The sequence below is a fragment of the Streptomyces sp. NPDC111656 genome, assembly GCF_055656965.1.
The window spans coordinates 26,991-52,471 of sequence record NZ_JBVKCA010000021.1 but is presented as its reverse complement, the minus strand read 5'-3'; the positions used below and the strand labels follow the sequence as shown (position 1 = coordinate 52,471).

Sequence of the window (25,481 nt, the reverse complement as noted above, 5' to 3'; positions counted from 1 at the left end):
GACAGGCCCTAGCCGTCTCGGGCGGGGGAGCATCCACCTTGGGGAGTACGAGCGCCCCTTGCGGATCGACCCTCCGGTTGACCCCTGCACACTGCATGCTTCCCTACGCTGGGTTACGTGCAGCGCCTCTATGACTTTCTCCGCAGGCACCCGACGTGGGTCGACAGCTTCTGGGCCATCGTCCTGCTCGGGATCTCCGGCGTGAGCCTGACCAATGTCAACGGCGCCGCCGACCAGCGCGGGTCGCTCGCCGCGGCGCTCCCGATCGCCGTCGTCCTGAGTGCGGTCGTCGCGCTGCGCCGTCTCATGCCCGAGAAGATGCTGGTCCTGGCCGCGGTGACGGGTGTCGCGCAGGTGGTCCTGGATGTCCCGCCGGCGCCCGCGGACTTCGCGATGCTGGTGATCATCTATACCGTCGCCGCGGACGGTGCCCGCTGGGCTTCGCGCCTCGGGTTGATCGGCGGCCTCTGCGCGGCGACCGTCGGGCAGCTCCGCTGGCCGCTGCGGGATGAGGGCCCGCTGGGCGCCGTCCTGATAGTGATCTTCCAGACGGTTCCGTTCGCGCTCGCCTGGGTGCTCGGCGACTCGATCCGCACCCGCCGCGCCTACCTCGCCCAGCTGGAGGAGCGCGCCGCCCGCCTGGAGAAGGAGCGCGAGGCGCAGGCCAAGGTGGCCGTCGCAGCCGAGCGCGCCCGGATCGCCCGCGAACTGCACGACGTGGTCGCGCACAACGTCTCGGTGATGGTGGTCCAGGCAGACGGCGCCGCGTACGTCATGGACGCCGCCCCCGAGCAGGCCAGGAAGGCCCTCGAGACCATCTCCGGGACCGGTCGCCAGGCCCTCGCCGAGATGCGCCGCCTGCTCGGCGTGCTGCGCACCGGCGAGCACCAGGAGAGCGGTGAGTACGTGCCGCAGCCCGACGTCGAGCAGCTCGACGACCTCATCGAGCAGTGCCGCACCTCGGGCCTGCCCGTCGACTTCAAGGTCGAGGGCACCCCGCGCCCGCTGCCCAGCGGGGTGGAGCTCACGGCGTACCGCATCGTCCAGGAGGCGCTCACCAACACGCGCAAGCACGGTGGCCCGAACGCGGGCGCGAGCGTGCGCCTGGTCTACTTCGACGACGGGCTCGGGCTGCTCGTCGAGGACGACGGCAAGGGCGCGCCCCACGAGCTGTACGAGGAGGGCGGCGCCGACGGCCAGGGGCACGGCCTGATCGGGATGCGCGAGCGCGTCGGTATGGTCGGAGGCACTCTGGACGCGGGGCCGCGCCCCGGTGGAGGCTTCCGCATCAGCGTCCTGCTGCCGCTCAAGTCGGCTCACTGACACCTGTAACGACACCTTTTGGTCAGTTCCAAGAGCTTTTTGACCGTTGATGGAGAGGGAAGAGACCCCGATGGCGATCCGCGTGATGCTCGTCGACGACCAGGTGCTGCTGCGCACCGGCTTCCGGATGGTGCTCGATGCCCAGCCGGACATGGAGGTCGTGGCCGAGGCGGGCGACGGCGTCGAGGCCCTCCAGGTCCTGCGGTCGACCGCGGTCGACGTGGTGCTGATGGACGTACGCATGCCGAAGCTGGACGGCGTGGAGACCACCCGCCGCATCTGCTCGGACCCCAACCCCCCGAAGGTGTTGATCCTCACCACCTTCGACCTCGACGAGTACGCCTTCTCCGGCCTGAAGGCGGGCGCCTCCGGCTTCATGCTCAAGGACGTGCCGCCCGGCGAGCTGCTCACCGCCATCCGCTCCGTGCACAGCGGTGACGCCGTGGTCGCGCCTTCGACCACCCGGCGTCTGCTCGACCGGTTCGCGCCGATGCTGCCCCACGCCGGCAAGGAGCCCCAGCACAAGGAGCTGGAGCGGCTCACCGACCGTGAGCGCGAGGTGATGGTGCTGGTCGCGCAGGGTCTGTCGAACGGCGAGATCGCGGCCCGTCTCGTGCTGTCCGAGGCCACCGTGAAGACGCATGTGGGGCGCATCCTGACCAAGCTGGGGCTGCGGGACCGGGTGCAAGTGGTGGTCCTCGCCTATGAGACCGGGCTCGTACGGGCGGGCGGGCAGCGTTGATCCGGGGCGGGCACGCTGATCCGGGTCGACGGGCCGACGGGCCGACGGGCCGACGGGGCGATCGTGGGTGCGTGACCGGGGCGTGACCGGGGCCCACTAGGGTCTGCGCATGCTCCTGTGGATCAACGGCCCCTTCGGGGGCGGCAAGACACAGACCGCACACGAGATCCAGCGACGGCTGCCCGGCAGCGTCGTCTGCGACCCGGAACACGCAGGCTTCGGTCTGCGCCGCATGCTTCCGCCCGAACTGCGCGGGGACTTCCAGGACTTGGCGTCCTGGCGGCAGGGTGTGGTCGAGGTGCTCGATCTCGCCCTCGGCAAACACGACGGCGTGGTCATCGCCCCCATGACGGTCACCAACGCCCGCTATTTCGAGGAGACGGTCGGGCGACTTGCCGAACTGGGCCACGACGTACGGCACTTCGCGCTCCTCGCCGAGCGTGAGACCGTACTGAAGCGGTTGCGGGAACGCGGCTTCGGACACCTCCTTCAGTACGTCGCCGGGAAGGACGCCCCGCTGCGGCGCGAGAGTTGGGCCGTGCGGCAGCTCGACGACTGCCTGGAGCGGCTGCGCGAGCCGGAGTTCGCGGAGCACCTGTGGACCGATCACACGACGGTCGCCAAGACGGCCGACCGGATCGCCGTGCTCGCGGGACTGACGCTGACGCCGAACAAGGACGGGGCGGTGCGGGGACGGCTGCGACGGGCGTGGAGCGGCGCCCAGCACATCCGGTTCGACTGAGCCTCCGGAGCGCCGGACAGGGGGCCGCCGGGCACGGCATGGGGCCGACGAGCTTGACGTGCGGCCGCCGGGTTCGGCATGGGTCCGCCGGGCTCAGCGCAGGATGCCCTCCAGGAAGTCGCTGCCCAGCCGGGCCACGACGCTGACGTCCAGCTGGTGCAGCACGTACCGCCCGCGGCGTCTCGTGGTGATCAGGCCCGCCTTCTTGAGCACGCCCAGGTGCCGGGATATCTCCGGGGCCGTCATCCCGTTCACCTGCGCCAGCTCGCCCGTGGTGAACGCGCTGCGGGCCAGGCTGCGGCAGATCCGCATCCGGACCGGATGGGACAGCGCGGTCATCCGCAGGGTCAGCTGCTCCAGCGAGAACGGTGCCGCGAGCTCCGGGGAACCGACCGGGTAGTGCAGCACCGGCTGCCAGCCGTAGCGATGCAGCACCATCAGGTGCGGCCAGCCGAGACTGGTCGGCACGAGGAGGAGCCCGCCCTCCCCGGCGGCCGTCTGGCCCTGGCCCAGCTTGTCGACCGTGATCGTCCGGCCGGTCTCGTCGAGCGTCACCGCCGGGGACACCGAGGCCATGGCCTCGGCCAGGCCCTTGTGCCGCAGGAGGTCCGTCTTGTGGCGGGCGTCCGCCGCGAGCTGGTGGCGCAGCCGGGACCAGGTCTCGGCGAAGAAGGCCTCGTCGCAGTCCTCGAGGAACTGCCGCAGCCAGGCCCGGATCTGCGGCGGATCGTCCAGCAGCCGCTTGCTGAACCGCACCTGCTGGGGTCCGCGCGCGGCGGCCAGCTCCAGCGCGCGCTGCTGCAGCTCGGGGTCGGAGAGCGTGTCCCGGCCCGGCGCCGCGTACGGAAGCGCGCAGGTGAACTCCAGGGCGGCGTCCACGAACTGCTCGTCGGTCAGCTTGTCCAGCAGGTCCAGCTCCTCGGCGAGCGTGGCGCCCGGGAGCGTGGTCCTGCCGGGAATCCCCGCGTACGGCAGGAACAGGTCCGAGAACGTCGTCCGCCACAAGAAGTCGGCCTCGCACATCCGGTCCGCGAGATGCGGGTCGAGCCGGGCGGTCACGCCGGTCGCCCAGCCCTGCAGCCCGGGGTGGTGACCCGGCTCGGACAGCGCGTGCAGCGCCATGCCGAGCTCGGCCAGGGGCGACGGCACGACGGAGATCCGCTCCTGCCGCAGCCCGGTGACGTCGATGTGCACGCTCATGACCTCATGGTGCACCCCGCCACTGACAACGCCGTCGTCGATTGACGGCGACCGTCAATCGGGGCGACAGCCGCCGAGGACGGGCGCAATCTGGGACGACCGGGGCAACCGCGGGCCTTCGGATCCCCCTCCCGTCGCGCGTTTCCCGTCCCGAGAGGCAATGAGCCATGAGCATCACCCAGCAGTACTTCCTCGACAGCTACCGGGCCCGTCGGCACGGCGAGCCGGCCCCTCCGGCGCCCGGCGCGCACGACTGGCAGGTCGCCCGCGAGCTGCGCGACCTCCGGCGGTTCCGGGCGGTCGTGGCGGGCCGCCCGGCCCACGGGCGGATACGCCGGGCCCTGGGCCGGTGGCTGCGCGGACGGCGGCCACACCCGGGCTGCTGACCTCCGTGCGGGTCGCGCAGGTTTCCGTGCGGGGGCGGCCGGTCGCCGGTCGCCGTGTGCGGTCAGCCGGGCAGTCGCTCGACGAACTCCCGGACGGCCGCCCGTACGTCCTGCGCCGTCCACTCCAGACCGGGCGCCGCCACCGTGACCTCGGTGAGCGCGAGCCCCGGACCGCCCCGCATCCAGCTCTGGGAGAAGAGCGAGGTCTTCGTCTCCTCGGTCTGCCGCAGCGCCGCGTCCGTCAGGACGTCCGGGTCGTACGGCAGCCAGACCTGGAACTGGTGGGTGTGCGGCTCCTCCGGGTGCACGCGCACCCAGGGGACCTTGGCCTCCGTGAAACCCTCACGCAGGGCGGCGGCGACCACGCGCGCGTGGGCCACGTACTGCGGCAGCCGGGGCAGCTCCTGGTCCAGGCCGATGAGCGCGGCGAGCGCCGTGGGGAACTGCTGGAGGATCATGCCGCCGTACCGGTGGCGCCAGGTCTTCGCCTCGTCGATCAGCGTCTTCGGGCCCGCGATCACCGCCCCGCCGAAGCCCCCGAGCGACTTGTAGAACGACACGTAGACGCTGTCCGCGAGGCCCGCGATCTCGTCCAGTGGGCGGCCGAAGTGCGAGGTGCACTTCCACAGGCGGGCTCCGTCGAAGTGGACCACCGCGTCACGATCCCGGGCGGCCTCCACGACCTCGGAGAGTTCCTCCCAGGAGGGCAGCACAAAACCGGCGTCCCTGAGCGGCAGTTCGAGCAGCAGCGCCCCGAAGGGCTCCTCGAAGTCCCGTACCTCCTGGGCCGTGGGCAGCCGGGGCTCGTCGGTCACCCGCACCGGTCGCAAGCCGCTGACCTGGCTGAACGCCTGCCGTTCATGGACCTCGGGGTGGCCGAGCGCATGGAGCGCGACGGTCGGGTTCCCGGTACGGCCCGCCCAGCAGCGCAGGGCGACCTGCTGCGCCATGGTGCCGGTGGGGAAGAAAGCGGCCGCCTCCTTGCCGAGCAGGCCCGCGACCCGCTCCTCCAGAGTCTCGACGATCTGGCCGCCGTACATGTCGACGGGCCGGTCGAGGTCGTATACGCCCTCGGCGCCGGCGTTCAGCCAGGTCAGCCGCTCCCGGACCGTGGACTGGTGGCTGGGCTGCCACAGCACGCGCCGGGCCGCCCGCAGCGCGGCACCCCGCCGCTCCCGCAGCCGCTCGGCCGCCTCTTCCGGATCCTGGCCCGCACTCTCCGGCTCCTGCCCCGCCGTCTCCGGGTCCTGTCCCACCCTCATCGGGTCCTGTCCCGCCGTCGCTTCCGCCGCATCGCTCATCCCCGGATGATGTCGCGCGCGGCCCCGCCTCGGCATCCTCGTTTTCCACGCCCCCGCGACCTGCGGAAACCCACAGCCTGTGGACAACGAAAACGACGCTCGAACCAATCGCGTTAACATGACGAGAAATCGTCCGGTACCCCGAGCGGACTGGAACGGAAGGCCGCCGTCGAGTGAGTACATTCCCCCAGCCAGACCCCAAGGACCGCCCCGCGCGGCTCACCGTCGGCGTTGTCGGCGCGGGCCGGGTCGGCCCCGCCCTCGCCGCGGCGCTCCAGCTGGCCGGGCACCGCCCGGTGGCCGTCTCCGGGGTCTCCGACGCCTCCAGGCGGCGGGCCGCGCTGCTCCTGCCCGATGTGCCGTTGCTCTCCCCGGCGCAGGTCCTGGAGCGCTCCGACCTGGTCCTGCTGACCGTCCCGGACGACGCCCTGCCCGGGCTCGTCGAGGGGCTCGCCGAGACGGGCGCCATCCGGCCCGGACAGCTGCTCGTGCACACCTCCGGGCGGTACGGCGCGCGGGTGCTCGATCCGGCGCTCAGGGCGGGCGCCCTGCCGCTCGCGCTGCACCCCGCCATGACGTTCACCGGCACCCCCGTGGACGTGCAGCGGCTCGCCGGATGCTCCTTCGGGGTCACCGCACCCGAACAGCTGCGCCTGGCCGCCGAGGCCCTGGTGATCGAGATGGGCGGCGAGCCCGAGTGGATCGCCGAGGAGTCCCGCCCGCTCTACCACGCGGCCCTCGCGCTCGGCGCCAACCACCTGGTGACCCTGGTCGCCGAGTCCATGGAACTGCTGCGCACCGCCGGCGTGGAGGCCCCGGACCGGATGCTCGGCCCGCTGCTCGGCGCCGCCCTCGACAACGCCCTCAGGTCGGGCGACGCCGCCCTCACCGGGCCCGTCGCGCGCGGAGACGCCGGCACGGTCGCCGCGCACGTCGCCGAGCTGCGCAAGCACGCCCCGGGGACCGTCGCCGGCTATCTCGCGATGGCCCGCGCGACCGCCGACCGGGCGCTGGCCCACGGTCTGCTGAAGCCGGAACTCGCCGAGGACCTCCTCGGGGTACTCGCCGACGGCGCGACCCTGCCCGACGACGGGAGCGACCGATGACCACCACCCTGCTGCGCACCGCCGACGAGCTGCACGCGCGCGTACGGCGCGGCAGCCGGGCCGTCGTGATGACCATGGGCGCCCTGCACGAGGGCCACGCCACGTTGATCCGCGCAGCCCGCGAGATCGCCGGGCCCGAGGGCGAGGTCGTCGTGACGGTCTTCGTGAACCCGCTCCAGTTCGGCGCGGGCGAGGACCTCGACCGCTACCCGCGCACCCTCGACGCCGACCTCAAGATCGCCGAGGAGGCGGGCGCGGACGCCGTGTTCGCCCCCTTCGTGGACGAGGTCTACCCCGGTGGCGACCCCCAGGTCCGCCTCTCCGCGGGCCCCATGGGCGAGCGCCTGGAGGGTGCCGTGCGCCCCGGTCACTTCGACGGCATGCTCACCGTCGTCGCCAAGCTGCTGCACCTCACCCGGCCTGACGCGGCGCTGTTCGGACAGAAGGACGCCCAGCAGCTCGCCCTGATCCGCCGCATGGTGCGCGACCTGAACTTCGGCGTGGAGATCGTCGGCGTGCCCACCGTGCGCGAGGAGGACGGGCTCGCCCTCTCCAGCCGCAACCGCTACCTCTCGTCCGAGGAGCGGCGCACCGCGCTCGCCCTCTCGCAGGCCCTCTTCGCGGGCCGCGACCGGCACGCCGCCCAGGAGGCCCTGCGCGCCCGGGCCCGCGAGGTGCCCGCCACGCGCGCGCGTGCCGAGGCGCTGAGCGCGATCGGCGAATCCCGCGCCGCCGCCGACGCGCACGCGGTCGCCAAGGCCGTACCCGGCGCCCCCGCCGCCGTCCGCGCCGCCGCCCGCCTCGTCCTGGACGAGGCCGCCCGCCTCCGGCCGCCGCTGGTCCTGGACTACCTGGCGCTGGTCGACCCGTCCGACTTCACCGAGATCGAGGACGACTTCACCGGCGAGGCGGTCCTCGCCGTCGCCGGCCGGGTCGGGACGACCCGACTGATCGACAACCTCCCCCTCACCTTCGGAGCCGCCTCGTGACCGCCACAGGCACACCTACGGGTACTGGCATACGACTGCACGCACCCGCCCCCGGCTGGGCCCTCACCGCGGACGTGGTGGTCGTCGGCTCCGGCGTCGCGGGCCTCACCGCCGCGCTGCGCTGCGAGGCCGAGGGCCTGAGGACCGTCGTCGTCACCAAGGCCCGCCTCGACGACGGCTCCACGCGCTGGGCGCAGGGCGGCATCGCCGCGGCCCTCGGTGAGGGCGACACCCCGGAGCAGCACCTCGAGGACACCCTCGTCGCGGGCGTGGGCCTGTGCGACGAGGACGCCGTGCGCATCCTCGTCACCGAGGGCCCCGACGCCGTACGCCGCCTGATCGAGACCGGCGCCCACTTCGACGAGTCCTCCGAAGGCCGCCTGGCACTCACCCGTGAGGGCGGCCACCACCGCCGCCGCATCGCGCACGCGGGCGGCGACGCGACGGGCGCCGAGATCTCCCGGGCCCTCGTCGAGGCGGTACGCGCGCGTGGCCTGCGCACGGTCGAGAACGCGCTCGTCCTGGACCTCCTCACGGACTCCGACGGGCGCACCGCGGGTGTGACCCTCCACGTCATGGGAGAGGGCCAGCACGACGGCGTGGGAGCCGTCCACGCCCCCAACGTGGTCCTCGCCACCGGCGGCATGGGCCAGGTCTTCTCCGCGACCACCAACCCGTCGGTCTCCACGGGCGACGGCGTGGCACTCGCCCTGCGCGCGGGCGCCGAGGTTTCCGACCTCGAATTCGTCCAGTTCCACCCGACCGTGCTCTTCCTCGGCCCGGACGCCGAGGGCCAGCAGCCGCTCGTGTCGGAGGCGGTACGCGGCGAGGGCGCCCACCTGGTCGACGCGGACGGCGTGCGCTTCATGGTCGGCCAGCACGAGCTGGCCGAACTGGCGCCCCGGGACATCGTCGCCAAGGGCATCACGCGGCGCATGCAGGAGCAGGACGCCGAGCACATGTACCTCGACGCCCGGCACTTCGGTGCCGACATGTGGGAGCACCGCTTCCCGACCATCCTCGCCGCCTGTCGCGCCCACGGCATCGACCCGGTCACCGAGCCCGTCCCGGTCGCCCCGGCCGCCCACTACGCCTCCGGAGGCGTCCGCACGGACGCGCGCGGCCGCACCACGGTGCCCGGCCTCTACGCGTGCGGCGAGGTCGCCTGCACCGGCGTCCACGGCGCCAACCGGCTCGCCTCCAACTCCCTCCTGGAGGGCCTCGTCTACGCCGAGCGCATCGTCGCGGACATCGCGCGGAGCCGCTCGGAGAACGGCATCCACGCGCGCGTGCCCGTACCGGTCCCGCACCCCGAGAAGCCCGCCCACCCCCTGCTCGCCCCCGAGGCCCGGTTCGCGATCCAGCGGATCATGACGGAGGGCGCCGGTGTACTGCGCTCCGCCGCCTCCCTCGCGACCGCCACCGGCCGGCTCCAGCAGCTGCACACCGACGCCCGCGACGCCCTCGACGAGAACGGCAAGACCTCCGAGCCCGGTGTCGACACCTGGGAGGCCACCAACCTCCTGTGCGTGGCCCGGGTCCTGGTCGCGGCCGCGCGCCTGCGCGAGGAGACTCGTGGCTGCCACTGGCGCGAGGACCACGCCGACCGCGACGACGCCGACTGGCGCCGCCACATCGTCGTACGGCTGAATCCCGACCGCACGCTGGCCGTACACACCACGGACACCGCAGACTTCCCCCCGACCCTCCAGCAAACCCCCGGCTCCCCCCGACCAGGGGGGACCCCCGTGCCCCAGCGCCTTCAGGAGCAGTGACAGCAGTGAGCACCCCCGACCTTCCCCTCGCCCAGAGCGGCGGCTGCGGCGACGGCTGCGGCTGCGGCGCCGAAGCGGACGACGACGCGTACATGGAGTGCGGCCTCGACCCCGCGCTCGCCCAGCTCCTCGCCGACGCCGGACTCGACCCGCTGGAGGTCGAGGACATCGCGAACGTCGCCATCCAGGAGGACCTCGACCACGGCGTGGACGTGACGACCGTCGCGACCATCCCCGAAGACGCCGTCTCCACCGCCGACTTCGTCGCCCGTGACGCGGGCGTCGTCGCGGGCCTGCGGGTGGCCGAGGCGGTCATCTCCGTGGTCTGCACCGACGAGTTCGAGGTGGAGCGGCACGTCGAGGACGGCGACCGGGTCGAGGAGGGCCAGAAGCTCCTCAGTGTCACCACCCGCACCCGCGACCTCCTCACCGCCGAGCGCAGCGCGCTGAACCTGCTGTGCCGGCTGTCCGGCATCGCGACCGCCACACGCGCGTGGGCGGACGCCCTGGAGGGCACCAGCACCCGCGTGCGCGACACCCGCAAGACGACGCCGGGCCTGCGCGCCCTGGAGAAGTTCGCGGTGCGCATGGGCGGCGGCGTCAACCACCGCATGTCGTTGTCGGACGCGGCGCTGGTCAAGGACAACCACGTGGTCGCCGCCGGCGGCGTCGCCCAGGCCTTCGAGGCCGTCCGCGAGGCCTTCCCGGAGGTGCCGATCGAGGTCGAGGTCGACACGCTGCACCAGCTGCGCGAGGTCGTGGACGCGGGCGCCGATCTGATCCTTCTCGACAACTTCACGCCCGTCGAGTGCGAGGAGGCGGTGGCCATCGTGGAGGGCCGGGCGCTCCTCGAAGCGTCGGGGCGGCTCACGCTCGCGGGCGCCGCGGTGTACGCGAAGACCGGCGTCGACTTCCTGGCCGTGGGCGCGCTGACCCACTCCTCGCCGATCCTGGACATCGGCCTCGACCTGCGCGAGGCGTCGACGGACCAGGCCTCGACGGACGAGGCGGAGTAGGACCCATGCTGCTCACCATCGATGTCGGCAACACGCACACCGTCCTCGGTCTCTTCGACGGCGAGGAGATCGTCGAGCACTGGCGCATCTCCACGGACGCCCGCCGCACCGCCGACGAGCTCGCCGTGCTCCTCCAGGGCCTGATGGGCATGCATCCGCTGCTCGGCGAGGAACTGGGCGACGGCATCGACGGCATCGCGATCTGCGCCACCGTCCCGTCCGTACTGCACGAACTGCGCGAGGTGACCCGCCGCTACTACGGCGACGTGCCGGCCGTGCTGGTCGAGCCCGGCGTCAAGACCGGCGTGCCGATCCTCACGGACAACCCCAAGGAGGTCGGCGCGGACCGCATCATCAACTCGGTCGCCGCCGTCGAGCTCTACGGGGGGCCGGCGATCGTCGTCGACTTCGGTACGGCGACGACTTTCGACGCGGTGAGTGCGCGGGGTGAGTACGTCGGCGGTGTCATCGCGCCCGGGATCGAGATCTCCGTGGACGCGCTCGGGGTCAAGGGGGCCCAGCTGCGCAAGATCGAGGTGGCTCGGCCGCGGGCGGTCATCGGCAAGAACACCGTCGAGGCGATGCAGTCCGGGATCATCTACGGGTTCGCGGGGCAGGTCGACGGGGTCGTCAACCGGATGGTGCGCGAGCTGGCGGAGGATCCCGACGACGTCACCGTCATCGCTACGGGTGGGCTGGCGCCGATGGTTCTCGGCGAGTCCTCGGTCATCGACGAGCACGAGCCGTGGCTCACGCTGATCGGCCTGCGCCTGGTCTACGAACGCAACGTGTCCCGCACCTGACTTCCCTCGCCCCCGCCGCCCCTACCCGTCCCATCCCAGGGGCTCCGCCCCGGCCCCCCGCATCGCCCGAAGGCCTCGTCCTCAAACGCCGGACGGGCTGGGTGGTGCGGGCCGGGGTGGGTGGGGTTCGGCCTGAACGATCTCGTCCTCAAACGCCGGACGGGCTGAAGGGCGCGGGCAAGGCTCGGTGGGTTGACGGGGGTGGGTGGGGATCGTTCTGCGAGTTCTCGTCCTCGAACGCCGGACGGGCTGGACGGATACGGGCCGGGGCTGCGATGCGACCTTCGGCCGCGCCTTCAAACACCGGTCGAGCCGAGGCTCTCAGGTGCGCGAGGAACTGCGCGCCCAGCCCCTCCATCCCGTAGCCGCGAATCCTGCGTGGGCGGCGCCCCGTCAGGGGCGCGGGGAACTGCGCGCCCAGCCCCCACCGGCCGTCAGGCGAACGAACTCGGGCGGGTGGGGAATGCGGGGCGGAGCCCCTGCTCTGGGGGCGGGGAACCGCGCGGGCAACCCCGCCGTCCCGCAGGCGAAGGGATCGGGTGGACGGGGGTTCGGGGCGGAGCCCCAGCAGGGGGTGCCGTCGGGGACACTCACCCGCGGTCGAACCCCCGCCGACCCCCGGAGGGACACGCGCAGGCGCTATGCGGATTTTGTCTGATTAGCGCGTATCGTCACCGCATGCCCACGCCCTACGGATCCCGCGGCGGCATGGCGTTCGGAGCACAGGAGCTGCGTGTGCTCCGTCGCGCTCTCGCCCTCGCCCTCCATCCCACCCCCGCCTCGGCCGAAGACGTCCAGGACTGCCTCCGTCTAGCCGAGTCCGTCGACGAGGCGGCCCGCGAGGGAGCCAGGCTCAGGGCCTTCCTGCTGGCCGACCTCGCCCGCTACCGGGCCGCCCTGCCCGGCACCGCCGCGGGCTATCTCGTCCTCCTGGAGGAGGCACTCGGCTCGGGCTACCGTCCCGACCCGGACGACCTCGCCGCGCTCCGGGCGCTGCGCGGCAACCCCACCGCCGCCACCCTCCTGGACCGCTGCCACACCCTCGCCGAACAGGACGTCCGCACCCGCCTCGCGGGTCGCGGCACCACACCCACGGTCCCCGCCTCCCGTACCCGCCTGACGGCCCTGCCCGGCGGCCTGGCCGCGATCTCGGCCGCGGAGGAACCCGAGAAGAAGCCCGCGGGCAGCCCCGCCGCCGAGCCGCGGCCGCAGTCCCCGGCCAGGAGCCCGCACCCGGACCGTCCGATCCCGACCCCGGGCGAGGTCTTCCCGCCGAAGCGCAAGCCCGCGCCGCCGCCGGCGAACCCGCCGCAGCAACTCGCCGCGGGCTAGCTACTCTGGGGGCATGGACTATGTCTCCGCGCTGGTGCCCCCCGTAGTGATGGCCGTGTTCTTCATCGGGTTGATCGTGACGATCGTGAAGACCCAGGGCGGGGCCAACAAGTCCAAGGAGGACGCGGTCGTCGACGCCGCCCTCGCGCGCGCGGAGAGCGCCCGCCAGGCCTCCCCCGACATCAAGGCCTGAGGCGACACCAAGGTCACATGCCCCGGCCGACGCGGCCCGCGTCCCCGCCGGGGCACTCATCGGCGTACGACTCATACGTTCTCATACGTTTTTCGAGTCGTACGCCCTTTTTGTTGCTGATCTCCCACTATTGTTCTGAGCTGTGCCTCGCCCATTGGGAGAACTCGAAGACGCGGTCATGACGCGGGTGTGGAAGTGGAACCGCCCGGTGACCGTTCGAGAAGTCCTGGAAGACCTTCAACAGGAACGGTCCATCGCGTACACCACCGTGATGACCGTTTTGGACAATCTCCATCAGAAGGGCTGGGTGCGCAGGGAGGCGGAAGGCCGGGCCTATCGATATGAGGCGGTCTCCACGCGTGCCGCCTACTCGGCCGCACTGATGAACGACGCGTGGTCCCAGAGCGACAACCCCGCCGCCGCTCTCGTCGCCTTCTTCGGCATGATGAGTCAGGAACAGCGGCGCGCGCTGCGGGATGCCGTACACATCGTGCAAGGCCCTGAAGAAGGCCCCGAACAAGGCGAGGGCGGCGGCGAAACACGTGTAACCCCTGATGCCGCCGACGAGAAGCGGGTCGAGAAGCCCGACGAGAAGCCCGTTGAGGCGTCGGGTGAGAAGCAGGGTGAGAAGCCGGGCGAGAACCCCGACTCCGGCCCGGGCGGCACCGGGCGATAGCGTCCGCCCATGCCAGCAGAGCATCCAGCAGCGCGTCCCGAAGACACCGCGAAAGCCGTCACCGTCCGGCGGGCCAGGACCAGTGATGTCCCGGCCGTGCGCCGCCTCCTCGACGCGAACGTCCGCCGTAGCATCCTGCTCGACAAAGCGACGGTGACGCTTTACGAGGACATCCAGGAGTTCTGGGTCGCGGAACGTGACGACAGCGCCGATGTGGTCGGCTGCGGTGCGCTGCACGTCATGTGGGAAGACCTCGCGGAAGTCCGCACTCTCGCGGTGAACCCCGCGGTCAAGGGCGTCGGCGTCGGTCATCAGTTGCTGGAGAAGTTGCTGCAGACCGCCCGCTGGCTCGGCGTTCGCCGGGTTTTCTGTCTGACCTTCGAAGTCGACTTCTTCGCGAAGCACGGCTTCGTGGAGATCGGTGAGACGCCCGTCGACAGGGATGTCTACGCCGAGCTGCTGCGTTCCTATGACGAGGGTGTGGCAGAGTTCCTCGGTCTCGAACGAGTGAAACCGAACACCTTGGGCAACAGCCGGATGCTTCTGCATCTGTGATCGCCGGCGACTATTCCGTCCGACCGCCTTGCCCGCGTTCCCTATGTCCGAAACGCGCACGTTTCCGGTCTTCCAGCGACCCCTGAGTCTCACCCAGGGGTTTGTGTTTTTCCAGCAAAAGCGGTTTGCTTTCCGACGTACTGCAGTACTGCATATATCAGGGGACGTGAAACAGCGGCAGACGCCGCAGGCCCTCGACCCTCAAGTTATCGATGAAAGGAAATCCGGTGGCACAGAAGGTTCAGGTCCTTCTTGTCGACGACCTCGACGGTGGCGAGGCGGACGAGACCGTGACGTTCGCGCTGGACGGCAAGACGTACGAAATCGATCTCACGACCGCCAATGCGGACAAGCTCCGTGGCCTTCTCGAGGCCTACGTGAAGGGTGGTCGTCGTACCGGAGGTCGCGCTGCGGGGGGGCGTGGAAAGGCGCGTGTCGCTTCCGGTGGCAGCCAGGACACCGCGCAGATCCGCGCGTGGGCGAAGGAGAACGGTTACGAGGTCAACGACCGTGGCCGCGTTCCGGCGTCCATTCGCGAGGCCTACGAGAAGGCCAACGGCTGAGTCGAGGCCCATGGCCCAGTTGCCCAGCCAAGGTCTACGAGTAGGCCGGCGGCTGGGCGCACGCGCGTCGCAGCCGGACCCGGTGGCACTGCGTCGCCACCGTGTCCACGAGTCGTACGAGATCGGGGGCGCCCCCACCGCCCCCCACGGCCGACAGAGTCGGCAACGAGGGTTCCACCTCGCACCCCGGCTCGGGGGGCCGCAGCCAGACGGCGGCCCCCTGTGGACCGGACCCGCCGGGCCCGTCCGTCCCGGCCCAGTCCGCGGTGAGTGGCCCTTCGGGCACCCCCGGCGGCAGCGGAGCCTCGATGCTCCCGCCCGCGCCGATCGCCGTGAGATCGAGCGCCAGAGCGCCCCACTCCAGCCAGTCGAGCAGCCCCGGCAGCTCCTCCGCGCTTCCCGCGGCCACCAGTAGCCACATCCGCTTCCCGTGCCGCGCCGGCCACTTCTCACGCCGAGCCGCCGGATCTTCGCACGGTGCCGATCGGCTTGCGTGCAGTGCCACCGGAGAGACCGGTCCCAGGTGTCGCAGGGCCCTGACGCCAGCCTCCGCAGGGACGTCCAGGACGTCGAAGCGCAGGCCGGCGGCCAGTCGTAGCGGCGAACCGGGCACTGTCGCCCAGCCGAGTTCGTTCTCGTACCACTGCCGCACCGGGTCGCTCGGGTGGAGCGGGCGGCGGGGGAGGGGGACAGTGGGAAGCATGTCAGGAGCAACCGTCAGAAGGGCTCCAGAGTTACGCTGGGTGTTTCGTCATGTGCGCTGTGTATCGAAAGAAGGGGCGTGTGGGGGCGATCGGTGGCGCAAGGATGTTCGCCCATAGCGGAGGGAACCGGTGCGCGCGGCATGGAGTGTCAGTGCGTACGGGTAAGACATCCCTAGTGGGAAGGGCGACACGCATGGCTCGGGCATCTCTCGTTCGCCATCGGCGTACAGCTGGTGAGGGTATCTGCCTGGCCTGCGGGAACATCGTCTCGCACTATCAGGTTGGAGCAGATGTCGGCGTTCGGGGTCAGGAGGCCAAGGACGGTGTCGGCAGTTGGAATGAGCGGTCCCCGCTTGCGGGACTAAGCTGCGGAAGGACAGGGAGGGGAGCGTCCCCTTACTGCCTGACCGCTCTGAGGAGCGATTAACGATGTTCGAGAGGTTCACCGACCGCGCGCGGCGGGTTGTCGTCCTGGCTCAGGAAGAAGCCCGGATGCTCAACCACAACTACATCGGCACCGAGCACATCCTCCTGGGCCTGATCCACGAGGGTGAGGGTGTCGCCGCTAAGGCCCTGGAGAGCCTCGGGATTTCGCTCGAGGCGGTCCGCCAGCAGGTGGAGGAGATCATCGGGCAGGGGCAGCAGGCCCCGTCCGGGCACATCCCCTTCACCCCTCGTGCCAAGAAGGTCCTGGAGCTCTCGCTCCGCGAGGCCCTTCAGCTGGGCCACAACTACATCGGCACGGAGCACATCCTGCTCGGCCTGATCCGAGAGGGCGAGGGCGTCGCCGCCCAGGTCCTGGTCAAGCTGGGCGCAGACCTCAACCGGGTGCGGCAGCAGGTCATCCAGCTGCTCTCCGGTTACCAGGGCAAGGAGACCGCCACCGCCGGCGGTCCTGCCGAGGGCACCCCCTCCACGTCCCTGGTCCTCGATCAGTTCGGCCGGAACCTCACCCAGGCCGCTCGTGAGTCCAAGCTCGACCCGGTCATCGGGCGCGAGAAGGAGATCGAGCGGGTCATGCAGGTGCTGTCCCGCCGGACCAAGAACAACCCGGTCCTCATCGGCGAGCCCGGCGTCGGCAAGACCGCCGTCGTCGAGGGCCTGGCGCAGGCCATCGTCAAGGGCGAGGTGCCCGAGACCCTCAAGGACAAGCACCTCTACACCCTCGACCTGGGCGCGCTGGTCGCCGGTTCCCGCTACCGCGGTGACTTCGAGGAGCGGCTGAAGAAGGTCCTCAAGGAGATCCGCACCCGCGGCGACATCATCCTGTTCATCGACGAGCTGCACACGCTCGTGGGTGCGGGTGCCGCCGAGGGCGCCATCGACGCGGCGTCGATCCTGAAGCCGATGCTGGCGCGCGGTGAGCTCCAGACCATCGGTGCGACGACTCTGGACGAGTACCGCAAGCACCTCGAGAAGGACGCGGCCCTCGAGCGCCGCTTCCAGCCGATCCAGGTGGCGGAGCCTTCCCTCCCCCACACGATCGAGATCCTCAAGGGCCTGCGCGACCGCTACGAGGCGCACCACCGGGTCTCCATCACGGACGAGGCGCTGGTCCAGGCCGCCACCCTGGCCGACCGGTACATCTCGGACCGCTTCCTGCCGGACAAGGCGATCGACCTCATCGACGAGGCCGGTTCCCGGATGCGCATCCGCCGGATGACCGCGCCGCCGGACCTCCGCGAGTTCGACGAGAAGATCGCGGGCGTCCGCCGCGACAAGGAGTCGGCCATCGACTCCCAGGACTTCGAGAAGGCGGCCTCTCTCCGCGACAAGGAGAAGCAGCTGCTGGCGGCGAAGGCCAAGCGCGAGAAGGAGTGGAAGGCCGGCGACATGGACGTCGTCGCCGAGGTCGACGGCGAGCTGATCGCCGAGGTCCTCGCGACCGCGACCGGCATCCCCGTCTTCAAGCTGACGGAGGAGGAGTCCTCGCGTCTGCTGCGCATGGAGGACGAGCTCCACAAGCGGGTCATCGGTCAGAAGGACGCCGTCAAGGCGCTCTCGAAGGCGATCCGTCGTACGCGGGCCGGTCTGAAGGACCCGAAGCGTCCGGGTGGTTCGTTCATCTTCGCGGGCCCGTCCGGTGTCGGTAAGACCGAGCTGTCCAAGGCCCTCGCCGAGTTCCTCTTCGGTGACGAGGACGCGCTGATCTCCCTCGACATGTCGGAGTTCAGCGAGAAGCACACGGTGTCGCGTCTCTTCGGTTCGCCCCCCGGATACGTGGGCTACGAAGAGGGCGGTCAGCTGACGGAGAAGGTGCGGCGCAAGCCGTTCTCGGTGGTCCTCTTCGACGAGGTCGAGAAGGCCCACCCGGACATCTTCAACTCGCTGCTGCAGATCCTGGAGGACGGTCGTCTGACCGACTCCCAGGGCCGGGTCGTGGACTTCAAGAACACGGTCATCATCATGACGACCAACCTCGGCACGCGGGACATCTCGAAGGGCTTCAACCTGGGCTTCGCGGCCACGGGTGACACGAAGTCGAACTACGAGCGCATGAAGAACAAGGTGTCGGACGAGCTCAAGCAGCACTTCCGCCCCGAGTTCCTCAACCGCGTCGACGACGTGGTCGTCTTCCCGCAGCTGACGCAGGAGGACATCCTCAAGATCGTCGACCTGATGGTCGGCAAGGTGGACGAGCGCCTCAAGGACCGGGACATGGGCATCGAGCTCTCCCAGTCCGCCAAGGAACTGCTGTCCAAGAAGGGTTACGACCCCGTCCTGGGCGCGCGGCCGCTGCGTCGCACGATCCAGCGCGAGATCGAGGACACGCTCTCGGAGAAGATCCTCTTCGGTGAGCTGCGTCCCGGTCACATCGTGGTCGTCGACACGGAGGGCGAGGGCGACACCAAGACCTTCACCTTCCGCGGTGAGGAGAAGTCGGCGCTGCCCGACGTCCCGCCGATCGAGCAGGCCGCGGGTGGGGCAGGACCCAACCTGAGCAAGGAGGCGTAGCGCTCGGCGCTCGCCTGAACGAAGGGGCTGCCCCGGGACCTCGGTCCCGGGGCAGCCCCTTTTTTCACACCGCCTTTCACACCACGCTGTCCGTTTTCTCGATCGTGACGGCCGCGGTGTCCGGGAGGAACGCCAGGAGATGCTCCGGTACGTCGGTCACGTCCGGGGCGAGATGGAACGTGACCTTGCGCAGGCCCGGAAAGAGCGCCGGGACATTCGAGAGGTCTTCGTTTCCTGTGAACTTGTTGAGCCGCAGTCTCGTCACGTTCGGCAGTACCGGACCCGCGCTCCACCCGACGGCATTCCAGTTCACACGAAGTTCCTGTAGAGCGGGAAGCCGGGCGATCTCTTCGAAGTCCTCGGGGGTGAGGTTTTCGGGGAGTGTGGCCAGACTCAGCTGCTTCAGCGAGTGCATATGACTCAGGCCGCGCAATCCGGTGAATCGGAGGGCGTTCCTGGTGAGCCGCAGGTACGTCAGCGGCAGGTCCCGGGGGAGAGCGGCGTCGAGGGAGTCGCCGTGCAGCGGAAAACCGATGTCGAGCATCCGTAGAGTGCGGGAGGCGGAGAGCGGCGTCAGGGCACCCGGCTTCTCGAGTCCTGGCACGGTATCCACCGAAAGCCATTTCAGGGGCAGTTCGGCGAGCGGGGTGAGGTCGTCGACGCTCGGGTTGCTGCCGCTGATGTCCAGGTGCGTGAGCCGACCCTGGTCCGACAGGAACGTCATGTCGCGCAGGATCCGGTTGTCGCGTACGACGAGTTCACACAGCTGGTCCGGCAGCAGCCCCTCGCGCAGGTCGTCCGCGCCGATGTCCCCGACGACCTGGAGCATGGGGCGGCCGCCGAGGTCGCGCAGGGCGCGCAGCTGGTCGGCGCTGTGCGCGACGAAGTACAGGTCGTCCGGTGGCAGATGGGCGATGACGTCGGCCGTGTAGCGCCGGGTGTCGAACCGGTGGGCCGTCCAGGTGAGTTGGGCCCGTACGGGCAGCGACGGATGCGACCGGAAGCGGGACAGGACCGGAAGCGCCCCGTCCGTGCCGATGAGTGACGCGGTGATGACCACGGCCCTGGCCTGATCGTCGGTGAGCCCCTCGGGGCCGGGCAGCAGTTCCAGGACGAGCGGGCCCGCGTCGGCGAGGGTGCGGGCCTCCTCGGTCGTACGGGGCGGGATGAGCGAGGTGGCGTTCCGCTCCACGGCCGCGCGGACGTGGGGGTCGAGTTCCGTGGCGTGTTCCAGCGCGGCCAGGGCGAGAAGTCGTATACGCGTACCCGCCGTTCCGGACGTCTCCTCGGCGGCCTTGGCCAAGTCGGTCAGGAGGGTGGCCCGTTCGCGGGGGCGGGCGTGGGCGACCGCCATCCGGATGACGTCCGACCACTGGGAGTCGAAGGCGCCTCGCACCAGCAGCCCGAAGTCCCCGTCCTCCACCGCCGCCCGCGCGCCCAGGTAGTCCTGGAAGGTGCGGTGGACGAACTCGACGGTGCCGAGGGTGGGTTCGCGGAGCAGGCCGCTGCGGACGAGAAGGTGGCGCAGGATCGCCGGGGCGTCGCCCTGCGCGGCGGCGGACGGGAGGGACGGCAGGACGTCGGCGACGATGCGTTCGGCACGGTCGCGGTCCATCTCGGACTGGTTGTTGCGGATGAGCCAGTAGGCCAGGCGCTGGAGGAGCTGGACCTGCGGGAGTTCCGTGAGGTGGGTGCCGCCGGTGCGTTCGGGCGCGAACATGTCGCGCTCCTCGTCACGGCGCGACAGCAGCATGGACAGGGCGGCGTCGTACAGCTCCTGCCGGCCGTGCGGCAGATAGCCCCGCCGGTCGCGGTGCAGCGCGCAGATCAGCCCGCACATCAGCGGGTTGGTGGCGAGCCGGCCGAGGTCGGGCTTGGTGCCGACGGCGGTGAGGAGGGAGTGTTCGTAGCCGTCGAGGCGGTCGGTGTCCGGGGCGTCGAGCCGGGCCGCCGTGTGCCAGCGGCGGATGAAGGCGGTGACGTCGTCGCGGCTCATGGGGGTGAGGGCGAGCTCGGTGAAGCCGTCGGGGGTGAGCCAGTCCTCGCGGACGGCCGAGGGGCGGGAGGTCACCAGCCACTGATTGCCGGGATAGACGTCCAGCAGCTCGCGCAGCCAGCGGCGGGTCCGCTCGCGGTCGCGCTCGGGGATCTCGTCGATGCCGTCGACGAGGAGCAGCCCGCGCCCGGCGGCGAGGACGCGGTCGCTCCAGCCGTCCGGCTGGGTCGCGTGGAAGGGCACGCGGGCGGCGGCGAGGAAACCGTCGGGTGCCGGGAGTCCGTCGAGGCGGCGTACGAGGGTGCGCAGGGGCAGGACGTACGGGATCCGGTCGCCGCGCTCACCCCGGGCCGCGGTCACGGCCAGCCACTGCACGAGGGTGGTCTTGCCGGAGCCGGCCACTCCGCGCAGCAGCACCAGGTCCTGTGCGGCGAGGGCCTGGTCGGCGGCGAGGGTGCTGCCGGCGGCCGCGATGTGTGTCCCGCTCGGGCCGGTCGCCTCCGCGTCCTCGGTGGCCCGTACGGCTTGCAGGCTGAGGTAGGCGGCGTCGAGGGGCCAGCGCTCGGGGGAGTTGACGAGATCGATGCCGTAGATGGTGAGCCGGCCGTGCTTGGTCGCGACGTACGCGAGGTACCGCTGCTCGAAGGCGGGATCCGTGCCGCCGGGCGGCGGAGTCCGTGCGATCAGCTCGTCCACCTTGGCGATGAGTTCGCTCTGCCTGCGGCTCTGCTCCACCAGCGTGCGGGCCACGAAGGCCGAGCGCTGGGTGAAGAAGTGCAGGATGTGCAGGCAGGCCGCGCTCAGGATCCGCTCGTAGAACAGGGTCGCGTCGAAGGAGAGGTCCCGCTCGGGGTCGCCGCTCGCGGCGCGCAGCCGCAGGGCGAGCGCCGCGTGACCGAGTTCCACGGCCTGTACGTCGGTCATGGCGAGGTCGCCGAGGGCGTGCAGGGTGTCGGCGAGGGCGTGGACGACGGCCTGCTCCTCGTCGGGGGCCAGCGGGCGCTCCCCGGTGCGCAGGGCTCGTGCGACCAGCTCGGCCGCCAGCCTGGCCAGCTCCTTCTCCCCGAGGGTCCGCTTCTCTCCCCTGAAGGAGACGAACCCGGAGATCCGCAGCGGCTTCTCGACCAGCCCGGCGCCCGGCCCGTCCGCCACGAACAGCTTCCTGACGAGCGGCGCGACCACGCTCGAGGCCAGTTTGGCACCTACGGCTGCTGGTTCCATGACGCTCCCCCGGACGGCACGGTGATGGCTGCGCAGACCACATTAGGGCCTGTCGCAGGTGGGGAGTGCGGTCGGGATCGAGGGCCCCGCACAGCCTTGTGACACGCCCTCGCGGTGACATGACGCACAGGCGATTTTTCCCTTACTAGGGCGTGTAGTAGACAGCGAGGGAAGGGCAAAACGGACGTAACGGTGCACAACCCCCGTGGGGTGTGCGGTGTCGTGGTCGGCGGTGCGGTGGGGGCCGTATCGCGCCGGAACGCAACGCCCGTATGTGGGGTTAAACGTCTCTACTCTGAAAAATCGGGCGTATTCGATACGGGGTGGGGCGTCTGTCAAGAAGCTGGAAATTTTAGGGTGAACTACGACCTGGCGTCGTAGATGGGGACTTTGTGGGACGGCCAGGACTCGGGTTACCAAGGGATGGCCCACTCGGCGACAACCTGTCCGCCGGGTGGACCTGACCCCCGTCTCCGTTCCCACGAGGTTCCGCATGTCGAAGCGCGTCACGTCCCGCCACTCCCGTATGTCCCTGCTCCGCTCCAGGGCGGCCGTCCTGGCCGTCGGCGTGGGTGCCACGGCCGTACTGGGCGCCGGGGTCGCGGCCGCCGCCACCGAGGCGGCCCCGCAGGCCGCCGTGAAGACGGTCGCCACCAAGGCGACCGCCTCCTGGGTCGACCCGGTGAAGAAGTACACGCTCTCCGCGGGCTTCAACCAGGCCGGCAACCTGTGGCAGCACAACCACTCCGGCCAGGACTTCGCCGTGCCCACCGGCACCGAGGTCGTCGCCGCGCACGGCGGCACCGTCGTCAAGACCGGCGGCAACGGCGCCGGTGACGGTCCCGCGTACGGCAACGCCGTCGTCATCAAGCATGGCAACGGGACCTACTCGCAGTACGCCCACCTGTCCCGGATAGACGTGCGGATCGGGCAGGTCGTCGCGACCGGCCAGCACATCGCGCTCTCCGGCAGCACCGGCAACTCCACCGGCCCGCACCTGCACTTCGAGATCCGCACGACCCCGAACTACGGTTCCGCGGTCAACCCGGTGGCCTTCCTGCGCGGCCAGGGCGTGACCGTCTAAGACGCTTCAGGGGTGACGACGGCGCCGCCGTGCGCCTGCGTCACCAAGTCGATCGCGACCTCGAGGACAGCCTTGCGCTTCTCCTCGGGGTCGCCTTCGACGTCCTTGAGCAAGAACATCCCGGCGTGCATCGAGAACAGCGCGCTGATGCAGCGCACCTGATCCGTCAGATCGGCGTCCGGCTCCTTGAGCAGGCCGACCATCCGGATCATGCGGTCCTTGAAGTCCTCGCCCGTGCGCAGCTCGCGGACGGCCGCCTGGTTCTCCTGCATGAAGCGGAAGAGCGGGGCCGCGTCGGCGAGCGCGTTGCTGTAGCGGCGCAGGATCTCCTGCTTCGTCTCCAGCGTGCGAGGCTGCTGCCGCGCCCACTCGATCAGCTCGTCCATGGGCCTGGACAGGTCCTGGAAGAGACTGATGAGGATGTCTTCCTTGGTCTTGAAGTGGTAGTAGAGCGCCGCCTTCGTGACGTCGAGGTGCTCGGCGATCTCGCGCAGCGAGGTCTTCTCGTAGCCGTGCTCGGAGAAGAGTTCGAGGGCGACGTCCTGGATGCGCTGGCGGGTGTCCCCGCGGCGCTGTCGCTTGGTGCCGTCCATGGTGTCGCCGCCCATCCCTGTACTCCTCGCACTCCTTGAAACGTACGCGTCGTCCGACTGGCAAATCCAGGAAAACTTACTTGACGCCCGGCTAGTTACCGGTCTAACTTCCCTCAGTGTAGTCAACTTGCCGGGCGGCAAGTAAGTACCCAGGGGAGTGGAACCGTGGCGGACAACAAGGAAGCGGTCATAGAGACCGAGAAACAACCGCGCAGCGTACGCGTCGTGCTGCTCGCGCTCATGATCACAATGATGCTGGCCATGCTCGACAACATGATCGTGGGCACGGCGATGCCGACGATCGTGGGCGAGCTGGGCGGCCTCCAGCACCTGTCATGGGTCGTCACCGCGTACACCCTCGCGACCGCCGCCTCCACCCCCATCTGGGGCAAGCTCGGCGACATGTATGGGCGCAAGGGCGCCTTCATGACCTCGATCGTGATCTTCCTGGTCGGCTCCGCGCTCAGCGGTATGGCCCAGGACATGGGGCAGCTCATCGGCTTCCGTGCCGTTCAGGGCCTGGGCGCCGGTGGTCTGATGGTCGGCGTCATGGCGATCATCGGTGACCTGATTCCGCCGCGGGAGCGCGGCAAGTACCAGGGCATGATGGCCGGCATCATGGCGCTCGCCATGATCGGCGGACCGCTCATCGGCGGCACCATCACCGACCACTGGGGCTGGCGCTGGTCCTTCTACATCAACCTGCCGCTCGGCATCGTCGCGCTCCTCGCCATCAGTGCCGTCCTGCACCTGCCGAAGAAGCGCGTCCAGGCGAAGATCGACTACCTCGGTGCCGGACTGCTGGCCCTCGGTATCTCGTCCATCGTGCTGGTCACCACCTGGGGCGGCAGCGAGTACGCCTGGGGCTCGGCCAGGATCATGGAGCTCATCGGCATCGGTGTCGCCGCGCTGGTCGGCTTCGTCTTCGTGCAGACCAAGGCCGCCGCGCCGATCATGCCGCTGCACATCTTCCGCAGCCGCAACTTCACGCTGATGTCGATCATCGGCTTCATCACCGGCTTCGTGATGTTCGGCGCCACGCTCTTCCTGCCGCTGTACCAGCAGTCCGTGCAGGGCGCGTCCGCGACCAACTCCGGGCTGCTCCTGCTGCCGATGCTCGGCGCGATGCTGGTGACCTCGATGGTCGCCGGTCGGGTCACCACCGGCACCGGGCGCTACAAGGCCTTCCCGATCGTCGGCGGCGTCCTCATGGCGGTCGGCCTGTTCCTGCTCGCTCAGATGGACACCGGTACGACCCGGTTCACCTCCGGGCTGTACATGGCCGTGCTCGGCCTCGGTATGGGCTGCCTGATGCAGATCACCATGCTGGTCGCGCAGAACAGCGTCGAGATGAAGGACATGGGCGTCGCGTCCTCGTCCACCACCCTCTTCCGTACGCTCGGCTCGTCCTTCGGCGTCGCGATCATGGGTGCCCTGTTCAATCAGCGGGTCCAGGACGTGATGAGCGAGCGGGCCGGGTCGCTGGGGTCCAAGGTCACCGAGCAGTCGGCGCAGCTGGACGCGGCGAGCCTGGCCAAGTTGCCGGCGGCGGCGCGGGAGGCGTACCAGTACGCGGTGTCCTCCGGAACGCACTCCGCGTTCCTGCTGGGTGCGGTGGTGTCGTTGGGGGCGCTGGTGGCTGCGTTGTTCGTGAAGGAGGTTCCGCTGCGGGGGGCGGGCGCGGGGGCGCCGGAGGGTTCGGCCGAGGGTGCGGTGAACGACTCGGCGCCGAAGCCGACCGTCGTCGAGACCGTCTGACGTCGCCCGACCCGACATCACCCGACCCGATTTCACCCGATCCAACCCCGCTTGATTCGAAGACCCCCGGAGTGTCCGCCCCGGGGGTCTTCTCCTGTACGCCCTTGGCTCCCCCCGAGCCTCCTCGCCCCCGCCGCCCCTACCCGTCCCATCCCCGGGGGCTCCGCCCCCGGCCCCCCGCATCGGCCTGAACGGCCTCGTCCTCAAACGCCGGACGGGCTGAATGGAGCGGGTCGGGGTGGGTGGGGTGTCGGTCTTCGGGCTCGTTTTCAAGTGCCGGATGGGCTGAGTGATGCGGTCGGTGTTCGGCCTTGTGTTCGCGGCGCCGGGCGAGGCGAGGTTTTTAGGGGCGCGGGGAACTGCGCGCCCAGCCCCCGCCGGCCCGCAGCCGAACGAATCGGGGGAACGGGTCGAGCCGGGCCCGGCCGACGGTGACAACTACGGCAACAGCAACCGGTACTTGCACAC

Annotated in this window: 22 protein-coding genes; 17 read left to right on the top strand and 5 right to left on the bottom strand. The window is 70.5% G+C overall.

Annotated elements, in window-relative coordinates:
• Positions 1 to 117: 117 nt before the first annotated feature.
• The 3 genes from ACZ7M3_RS41985 (at position 118) to ACZ7M3_RS41975 (ending at position 2,807) form a co-directional block, all read left to right on the top strand.
• Positions 118 to 1,323 (top strand): sensor histidine kinase, encoded by a 1,206-nt coding sequence (locus ACZ7M3_RS41985; RefSeq protein ID WP_472070805.1) that lies wholly within the window; start codon positions 118 to 120, stop codon positions 1,321 to 1,323.
• Positions 1,324 to 1,393: 70 nt separating this feature from the next.
• The gene (locus tag ACZ7M3_RS41980; protein ID WP_054237494.1) at positions 1,394 to 2,065 is read left to right on the top strand and encodes a response regulator transcription factor; all 672 of its coding nucleotides are present in this window, start codon (positions 1,394 to 1,396) and stop codon (positions 2,063 to 2,065) included.
• A gap of 109 nt (positions 2,066 to 2,174) precedes the next feature.
• Positions 2,175 to 2,807, top strand: coding sequence for an AAA family ATPase (locus ACZ7M3_RS41975; RefSeq protein WP_472070803.1), 633 nt, complete (start codon positions 2,175 to 2,177; stop codon positions 2,805 to 2,807).
• 93 nt (positions 2,808 to 2,900) lie between these two features.
• Here ACZ7M3_RS41975 and ACZ7M3_RS41970 read toward each other — a convergent pair whose 3' ends face one another.
• On the bottom strand, positions 2,901 to 4,007 hold the full coding sequence (locus ACZ7M3_RS41970) for a DUF5937 family protein (protein ID WP_472070801.1): 1,107 nt from the start codon (positions 4,005 to 4,007) through the stop codon (positions 2,901 to 2,903).
• A 167-nt stretch (positions 4,008 to 4,174) separates the two neighbouring features.
• Between ACZ7M3_RS41970 and ACZ7M3_RS41965 the strand changes: the two genes are divergently transcribed.
• Positions 4,175 to 4,393 (top strand): hypothetical protein, encoded by a 219-nt coding sequence (locus tag ACZ7M3_RS41965; protein ID WP_472070799.1) that lies wholly within the window; start codon positions 4,175 to 4,177, stop codon positions 4,391 to 4,393.
• A gap of 62 nt (positions 4,394 to 4,455) precedes the next feature.
• On the opposite strand, the gene ACZ7M3_RS41960 is transcribed toward ACZ7M3_RS41965, so the two are convergent.
• Complete coding sequence (locus ACZ7M3_RS41960) at positions 4,456 to 5,694, bottom strand: threonine aldolase family protein (RefSeq protein ID WP_472070797.1); 1,239 nt, start codon at positions 5,692 to 5,694, stop codon at positions 4,456 to 4,458.
• 173 nt (positions 5,695 to 5,867) lie between these two features.
• Between ACZ7M3_RS41960 and ACZ7M3_RS41955 the strand changes: the two genes are divergently transcribed.
• From ACZ7M3_RS41955 to ACZ7M3_RS41910, 10 genes are all read left to right on the top strand, one after another.
• Positions 5,868 to 6,800 (top strand): Rossmann-like and DUF2520 domain-containing protein, encoded by a 933-nt coding sequence (locus ACZ7M3_RS41955; protein WP_075032433.1) that lies wholly within the window; start codon positions 5,868 to 5,870, stop codon positions 6,798 to 6,800.
• Positions 6,797 to 7,789, top strand: coding sequence for a pantoate--beta-alanine ligase (panC, locus tag ACZ7M3_RS41950; RefSeq protein WP_472070795.1), 993 nt, complete (start codon positions 6,797 to 6,799; stop codon positions 7,787 to 7,789). The genes ACZ7M3_RS41955 and panC overlap by 4 nt, the downstream gene beginning before the upstream one ends.
• On the top strand, positions 7,786 to 9,564 hold the full coding sequence (locus ACZ7M3_RS41945) for an L-aspartate oxidase (protein WP_452973990.1): 1,779 nt from the start codon (positions 7,786 to 7,788) through the stop codon (positions 9,562 to 9,564). Before panC ends, ACZ7M3_RS41945 begins: the two co-directional genes overlap by 4 nt.
• Before the next feature lie 5 nt (positions 9,565 to 9,569).
• Complete coding sequence (gene nadC, locus ACZ7M3_RS41940; protein ID WP_355309596.1) at positions 9,570 to 10,580, top strand: carboxylating nicotinate-nucleotide diphosphorylase; 1,011 nt, start codon at positions 9,570 to 9,572, stop codon at positions 10,578 to 10,580.
• A gap of 5 nt (positions 10,581 to 10,585) precedes the next feature.
• Positions 10,586 to 11,383: a type III pantothenate kinase gene (locus ACZ7M3_RS41935; protein ID WP_054237503.1), complete on the top strand. Its 798-nt coding sequence runs from the start codon at positions 10,586 to 10,588 to the stop codon at positions 11,381 to 11,383.
• A gap of 708 nt (positions 11,384 to 12,091) precedes the next feature.
• Positions 12,092 to 12,715 carry a hypothetical protein gene (locus tag ACZ7M3_RS41930; RefSeq protein WP_472070879.1) on the top strand — a complete coding sequence of 208 codons (624 nt, stop codon included), beginning with the start codon at positions 12,092 to 12,094 and terminating at the stop codon, positions 12,713 to 12,715.
• A 13-nt stretch (positions 12,716 to 12,728) separates the two neighbouring features.
• Positions 12,729 to 12,908 (top strand): hypothetical protein, encoded by a 180-nt coding sequence (locus ACZ7M3_RS41925; RefSeq protein ID WP_095853288.1) that lies wholly within the window; start codon positions 12,729 to 12,731, stop codon positions 12,906 to 12,908.
• 178 nt (positions 12,909 to 13,086) lie between these two features.
• Positions 13,087 to 13,584 (top strand): BlaI/MecI/CopY family transcriptional regulator, encoded by a 498-nt coding sequence (locus ACZ7M3_RS41920; RefSeq protein ID WP_472070792.1) that lies wholly within the window; start codon positions 13,087 to 13,089, stop codon positions 13,582 to 13,584.
• 9 nt (positions 13,585 to 13,593) lie between these two features.
• Complete coding sequence (locus ACZ7M3_RS41915; RefSeq protein WP_472070790.1) at positions 13,594 to 14,139, top strand: amino-acid N-acetyltransferase; 546 nt, start codon at positions 13,594 to 13,596, stop codon at positions 14,137 to 14,139.
• A gap of 227 nt (positions 14,140 to 14,366) precedes the next feature.
• The gene (locus tag ACZ7M3_RS41910) at positions 14,367 to 14,702 is read left to right on the top strand and encodes a histone-like nucleoid-structuring protein Lsr2 (RefSeq protein WP_095853285.1); all 336 of its coding nucleotides are present in this window, start codon (positions 14,367 to 14,369) and stop codon (positions 14,700 to 14,702) included.
• A gap of 34 nt (positions 14,703 to 14,736) precedes the next feature.
• On the opposite strand, the gene ACZ7M3_RS41905 is transcribed toward ACZ7M3_RS41910, so the two are convergent.
• Complete coding sequence (locus ACZ7M3_RS41905; protein ID WP_472070788.1) at positions 14,737 to 15,405, bottom strand: SCO3374 family protein; 669 nt, start codon at positions 15,403 to 15,405, stop codon at positions 14,737 to 14,739.
• A gap of 430 nt (positions 15,406 to 15,835) precedes the next feature.
• On the opposite strand from ACZ7M3_RS41905, the gene ACZ7M3_RS41900 reads away from it, so the two are divergent.
• Positions 15,836 to 18,361, top strand: a complete 2,526-nt coding sequence (locus ACZ7M3_RS41900) for an ATP-dependent Clp protease ATP-binding subunit (protein WP_054237510.1) — start codon at positions 15,836 to 15,838, stop codon at positions 18,359 to 18,361.
• A 76-nt stretch (positions 18,362 to 18,437) separates the two neighbouring features.
• Here the strand turns inward: ACZ7M3_RS41900 and ACZ7M3_RS41895 are convergent, their stop codons facing one another.
• The gene (locus tag ACZ7M3_RS41895) at positions 18,438 to 21,578 is read right to left on the bottom strand and encodes an NACHT domain-containing protein (RefSeq protein WP_472070786.1); all 3,141 of its coding nucleotides are present in this window, start codon (positions 21,576 to 21,578) and stop codon (positions 18,438 to 18,440) included.
• Between the two features lie 493 nt (positions 21,579 to 22,071).
• On the opposite strand from ACZ7M3_RS41895, the gene ACZ7M3_RS41890 reads away from it, so the two are divergent.
• Positions 22,072 to 22,662, top strand: coding sequence for a M23 family metallopeptidase (locus ACZ7M3_RS41890; protein ID WP_472070784.1), 591 nt, complete (start codon positions 22,072 to 22,074; stop codon positions 22,660 to 22,662).
• Here the strand turns inward: ACZ7M3_RS41890 and ACZ7M3_RS41885 are convergent.
• Positions 22,659 to 23,270, bottom strand: coding sequence for a TetR/AcrR family transcriptional regulator (locus tag ACZ7M3_RS41885; RefSeq protein WP_054237513.1), 612 nt, complete (start codon positions 23,268 to 23,270; stop codon positions 22,659 to 22,661). The two genes, ACZ7M3_RS41890 and ACZ7M3_RS41885, sit on opposite strands and share 4 nt — an antisense overlap.
• A 150-nt stretch (positions 23,271 to 23,420) precedes the next feature.
• Here ACZ7M3_RS41885 and ACZ7M3_RS41880 point away from each other — a divergent pair, with 150 nt between their 5' ends.
• Positions 23,421 to 25,013: an MDR family MFS transporter gene (locus tag ACZ7M3_RS41880; RefSeq protein ID WP_472070782.1), complete on the top strand. Its 1,593-nt coding sequence runs from the start codon at positions 23,421 to 23,423 to the stop codon at positions 25,011 to 25,013.
• Positions 25,014 to 25,481: the final 468 nt, after the last annotated feature.

What these genes read in the sequence shown, in the direction of transcription:
- panC (WP_472070795.1), top strand. Translation starts at nt 6,797, where the DNA reads ATGACCACCACCCTGCTGCGCACCGCCGACGAGCTGCACGCGCGCGTA.
- ACZ7M3_RS41975 (WP_472070803.1), top strand. Translation starts at nt 2,175, where the DNA reads ATGCTCCTGTGGATCAACGGCCCCTTCGGGGGCGGCAAGACACAGACC.
- ACZ7M3_RS41935 (WP_054237503.1), top strand. Translation starts at nt 10,586, where the DNA reads ATGCTGCTCACCATCGATGTCGGCAACACGCACACCGTCCTCGGTCTC.
- ACZ7M3_RS41930 (WP_472070879.1), top strand. Translation starts at nt 12,092, where the DNA reads ATGGCGTTCGGAGCACAGGAGCTGCGTGTGCTCCGTCGCGCTCTCGCC.
- ACZ7M3_RS41915 (WP_472070790.1), top strand. Translation starts at nt 13,594, where the DNA reads ATGCCAGCAGAGCATCCAGCAGCGCGTCCCGAAGACACCGCGAAAGCC.
- ACZ7M3_RS41895 (WP_472070786.1), bottom strand. Translation starts at nt 21,578, where the DNA reads ATGGAACCAGCAGCCGTAGGTGCCAAACTGGCCTCGAGCGTGGTCGCG.
- ACZ7M3_RS41905 (WP_472070788.1), bottom strand. Translation starts at nt 15,405, where the DNA reads ATGCTTCCCACTGTCCCCCTCCCCCGCCGCCCGCTCCACCCGAGCGAC.
- ACZ7M3_RS41900 (WP_054237510.1), top strand. Translation starts at nt 15,836, where the DNA reads ATGTTCGAGAGGTTCACCGACCGCGCGCGGCGGGTTGTCGTCCTGGCT.
- ACZ7M3_RS41920 (WP_472070792.1), top strand. Translation starts at nt 13,087, where the DNA reads ATGACGCGGGTGTGGAAGTGGAACCGCCCGGTGACCGTTCGAGAAGTC.
- ACZ7M3_RS41970 (WP_472070801.1), bottom strand. Translation starts at nt 4,007, where the DNA reads ATGAGCGTGCACATCGACGTCACCGGGCTGCGGCAGGAGCGGATCTCC.
- ACZ7M3_RS41885 (WP_054237513.1), bottom strand. Translation starts at nt 23,270, where the DNA reads ATGGGCGGCGACACCATGGACGGCACCAAGCGACAGCGCCGCGGGGAC.
- ACZ7M3_RS41960 (WP_472070797.1), bottom strand. Translation starts at nt 5,694, where the DNA reads ATGAGCGATGCGGCGGAAGCGACGGCGGGACAGGACCCGATGAGGGTG.
- ACZ7M3_RS41890 (WP_472070784.1), top strand. Translation starts at nt 22,072, where the DNA reads ATGTCGAAGCGCGTCACGTCCCGCCACTCCCGTATGTCCCTGCTCCGC.
- ACZ7M3_RS41925 (WP_095853288.1), top strand. Translation starts at nt 12,729, where the DNA reads ATGGACTATGTCTCCGCGCTGGTGCCCCCCGTAGTGATGGCCGTGTTC.
- ACZ7M3_RS41965 (WP_472070799.1), top strand. Translation starts at nt 4,175, where the DNA reads ATGAGCATCACCCAGCAGTACTTCCTCGACAGCTACCGGGCCCGTCGG.
- ACZ7M3_RS41980 (WP_054237494.1), top strand. Translation starts at nt 1,394, where the DNA reads ATGGCGATCCGCGTGATGCTCGTCGACGACCAGGTGCTGCTGCGCACC.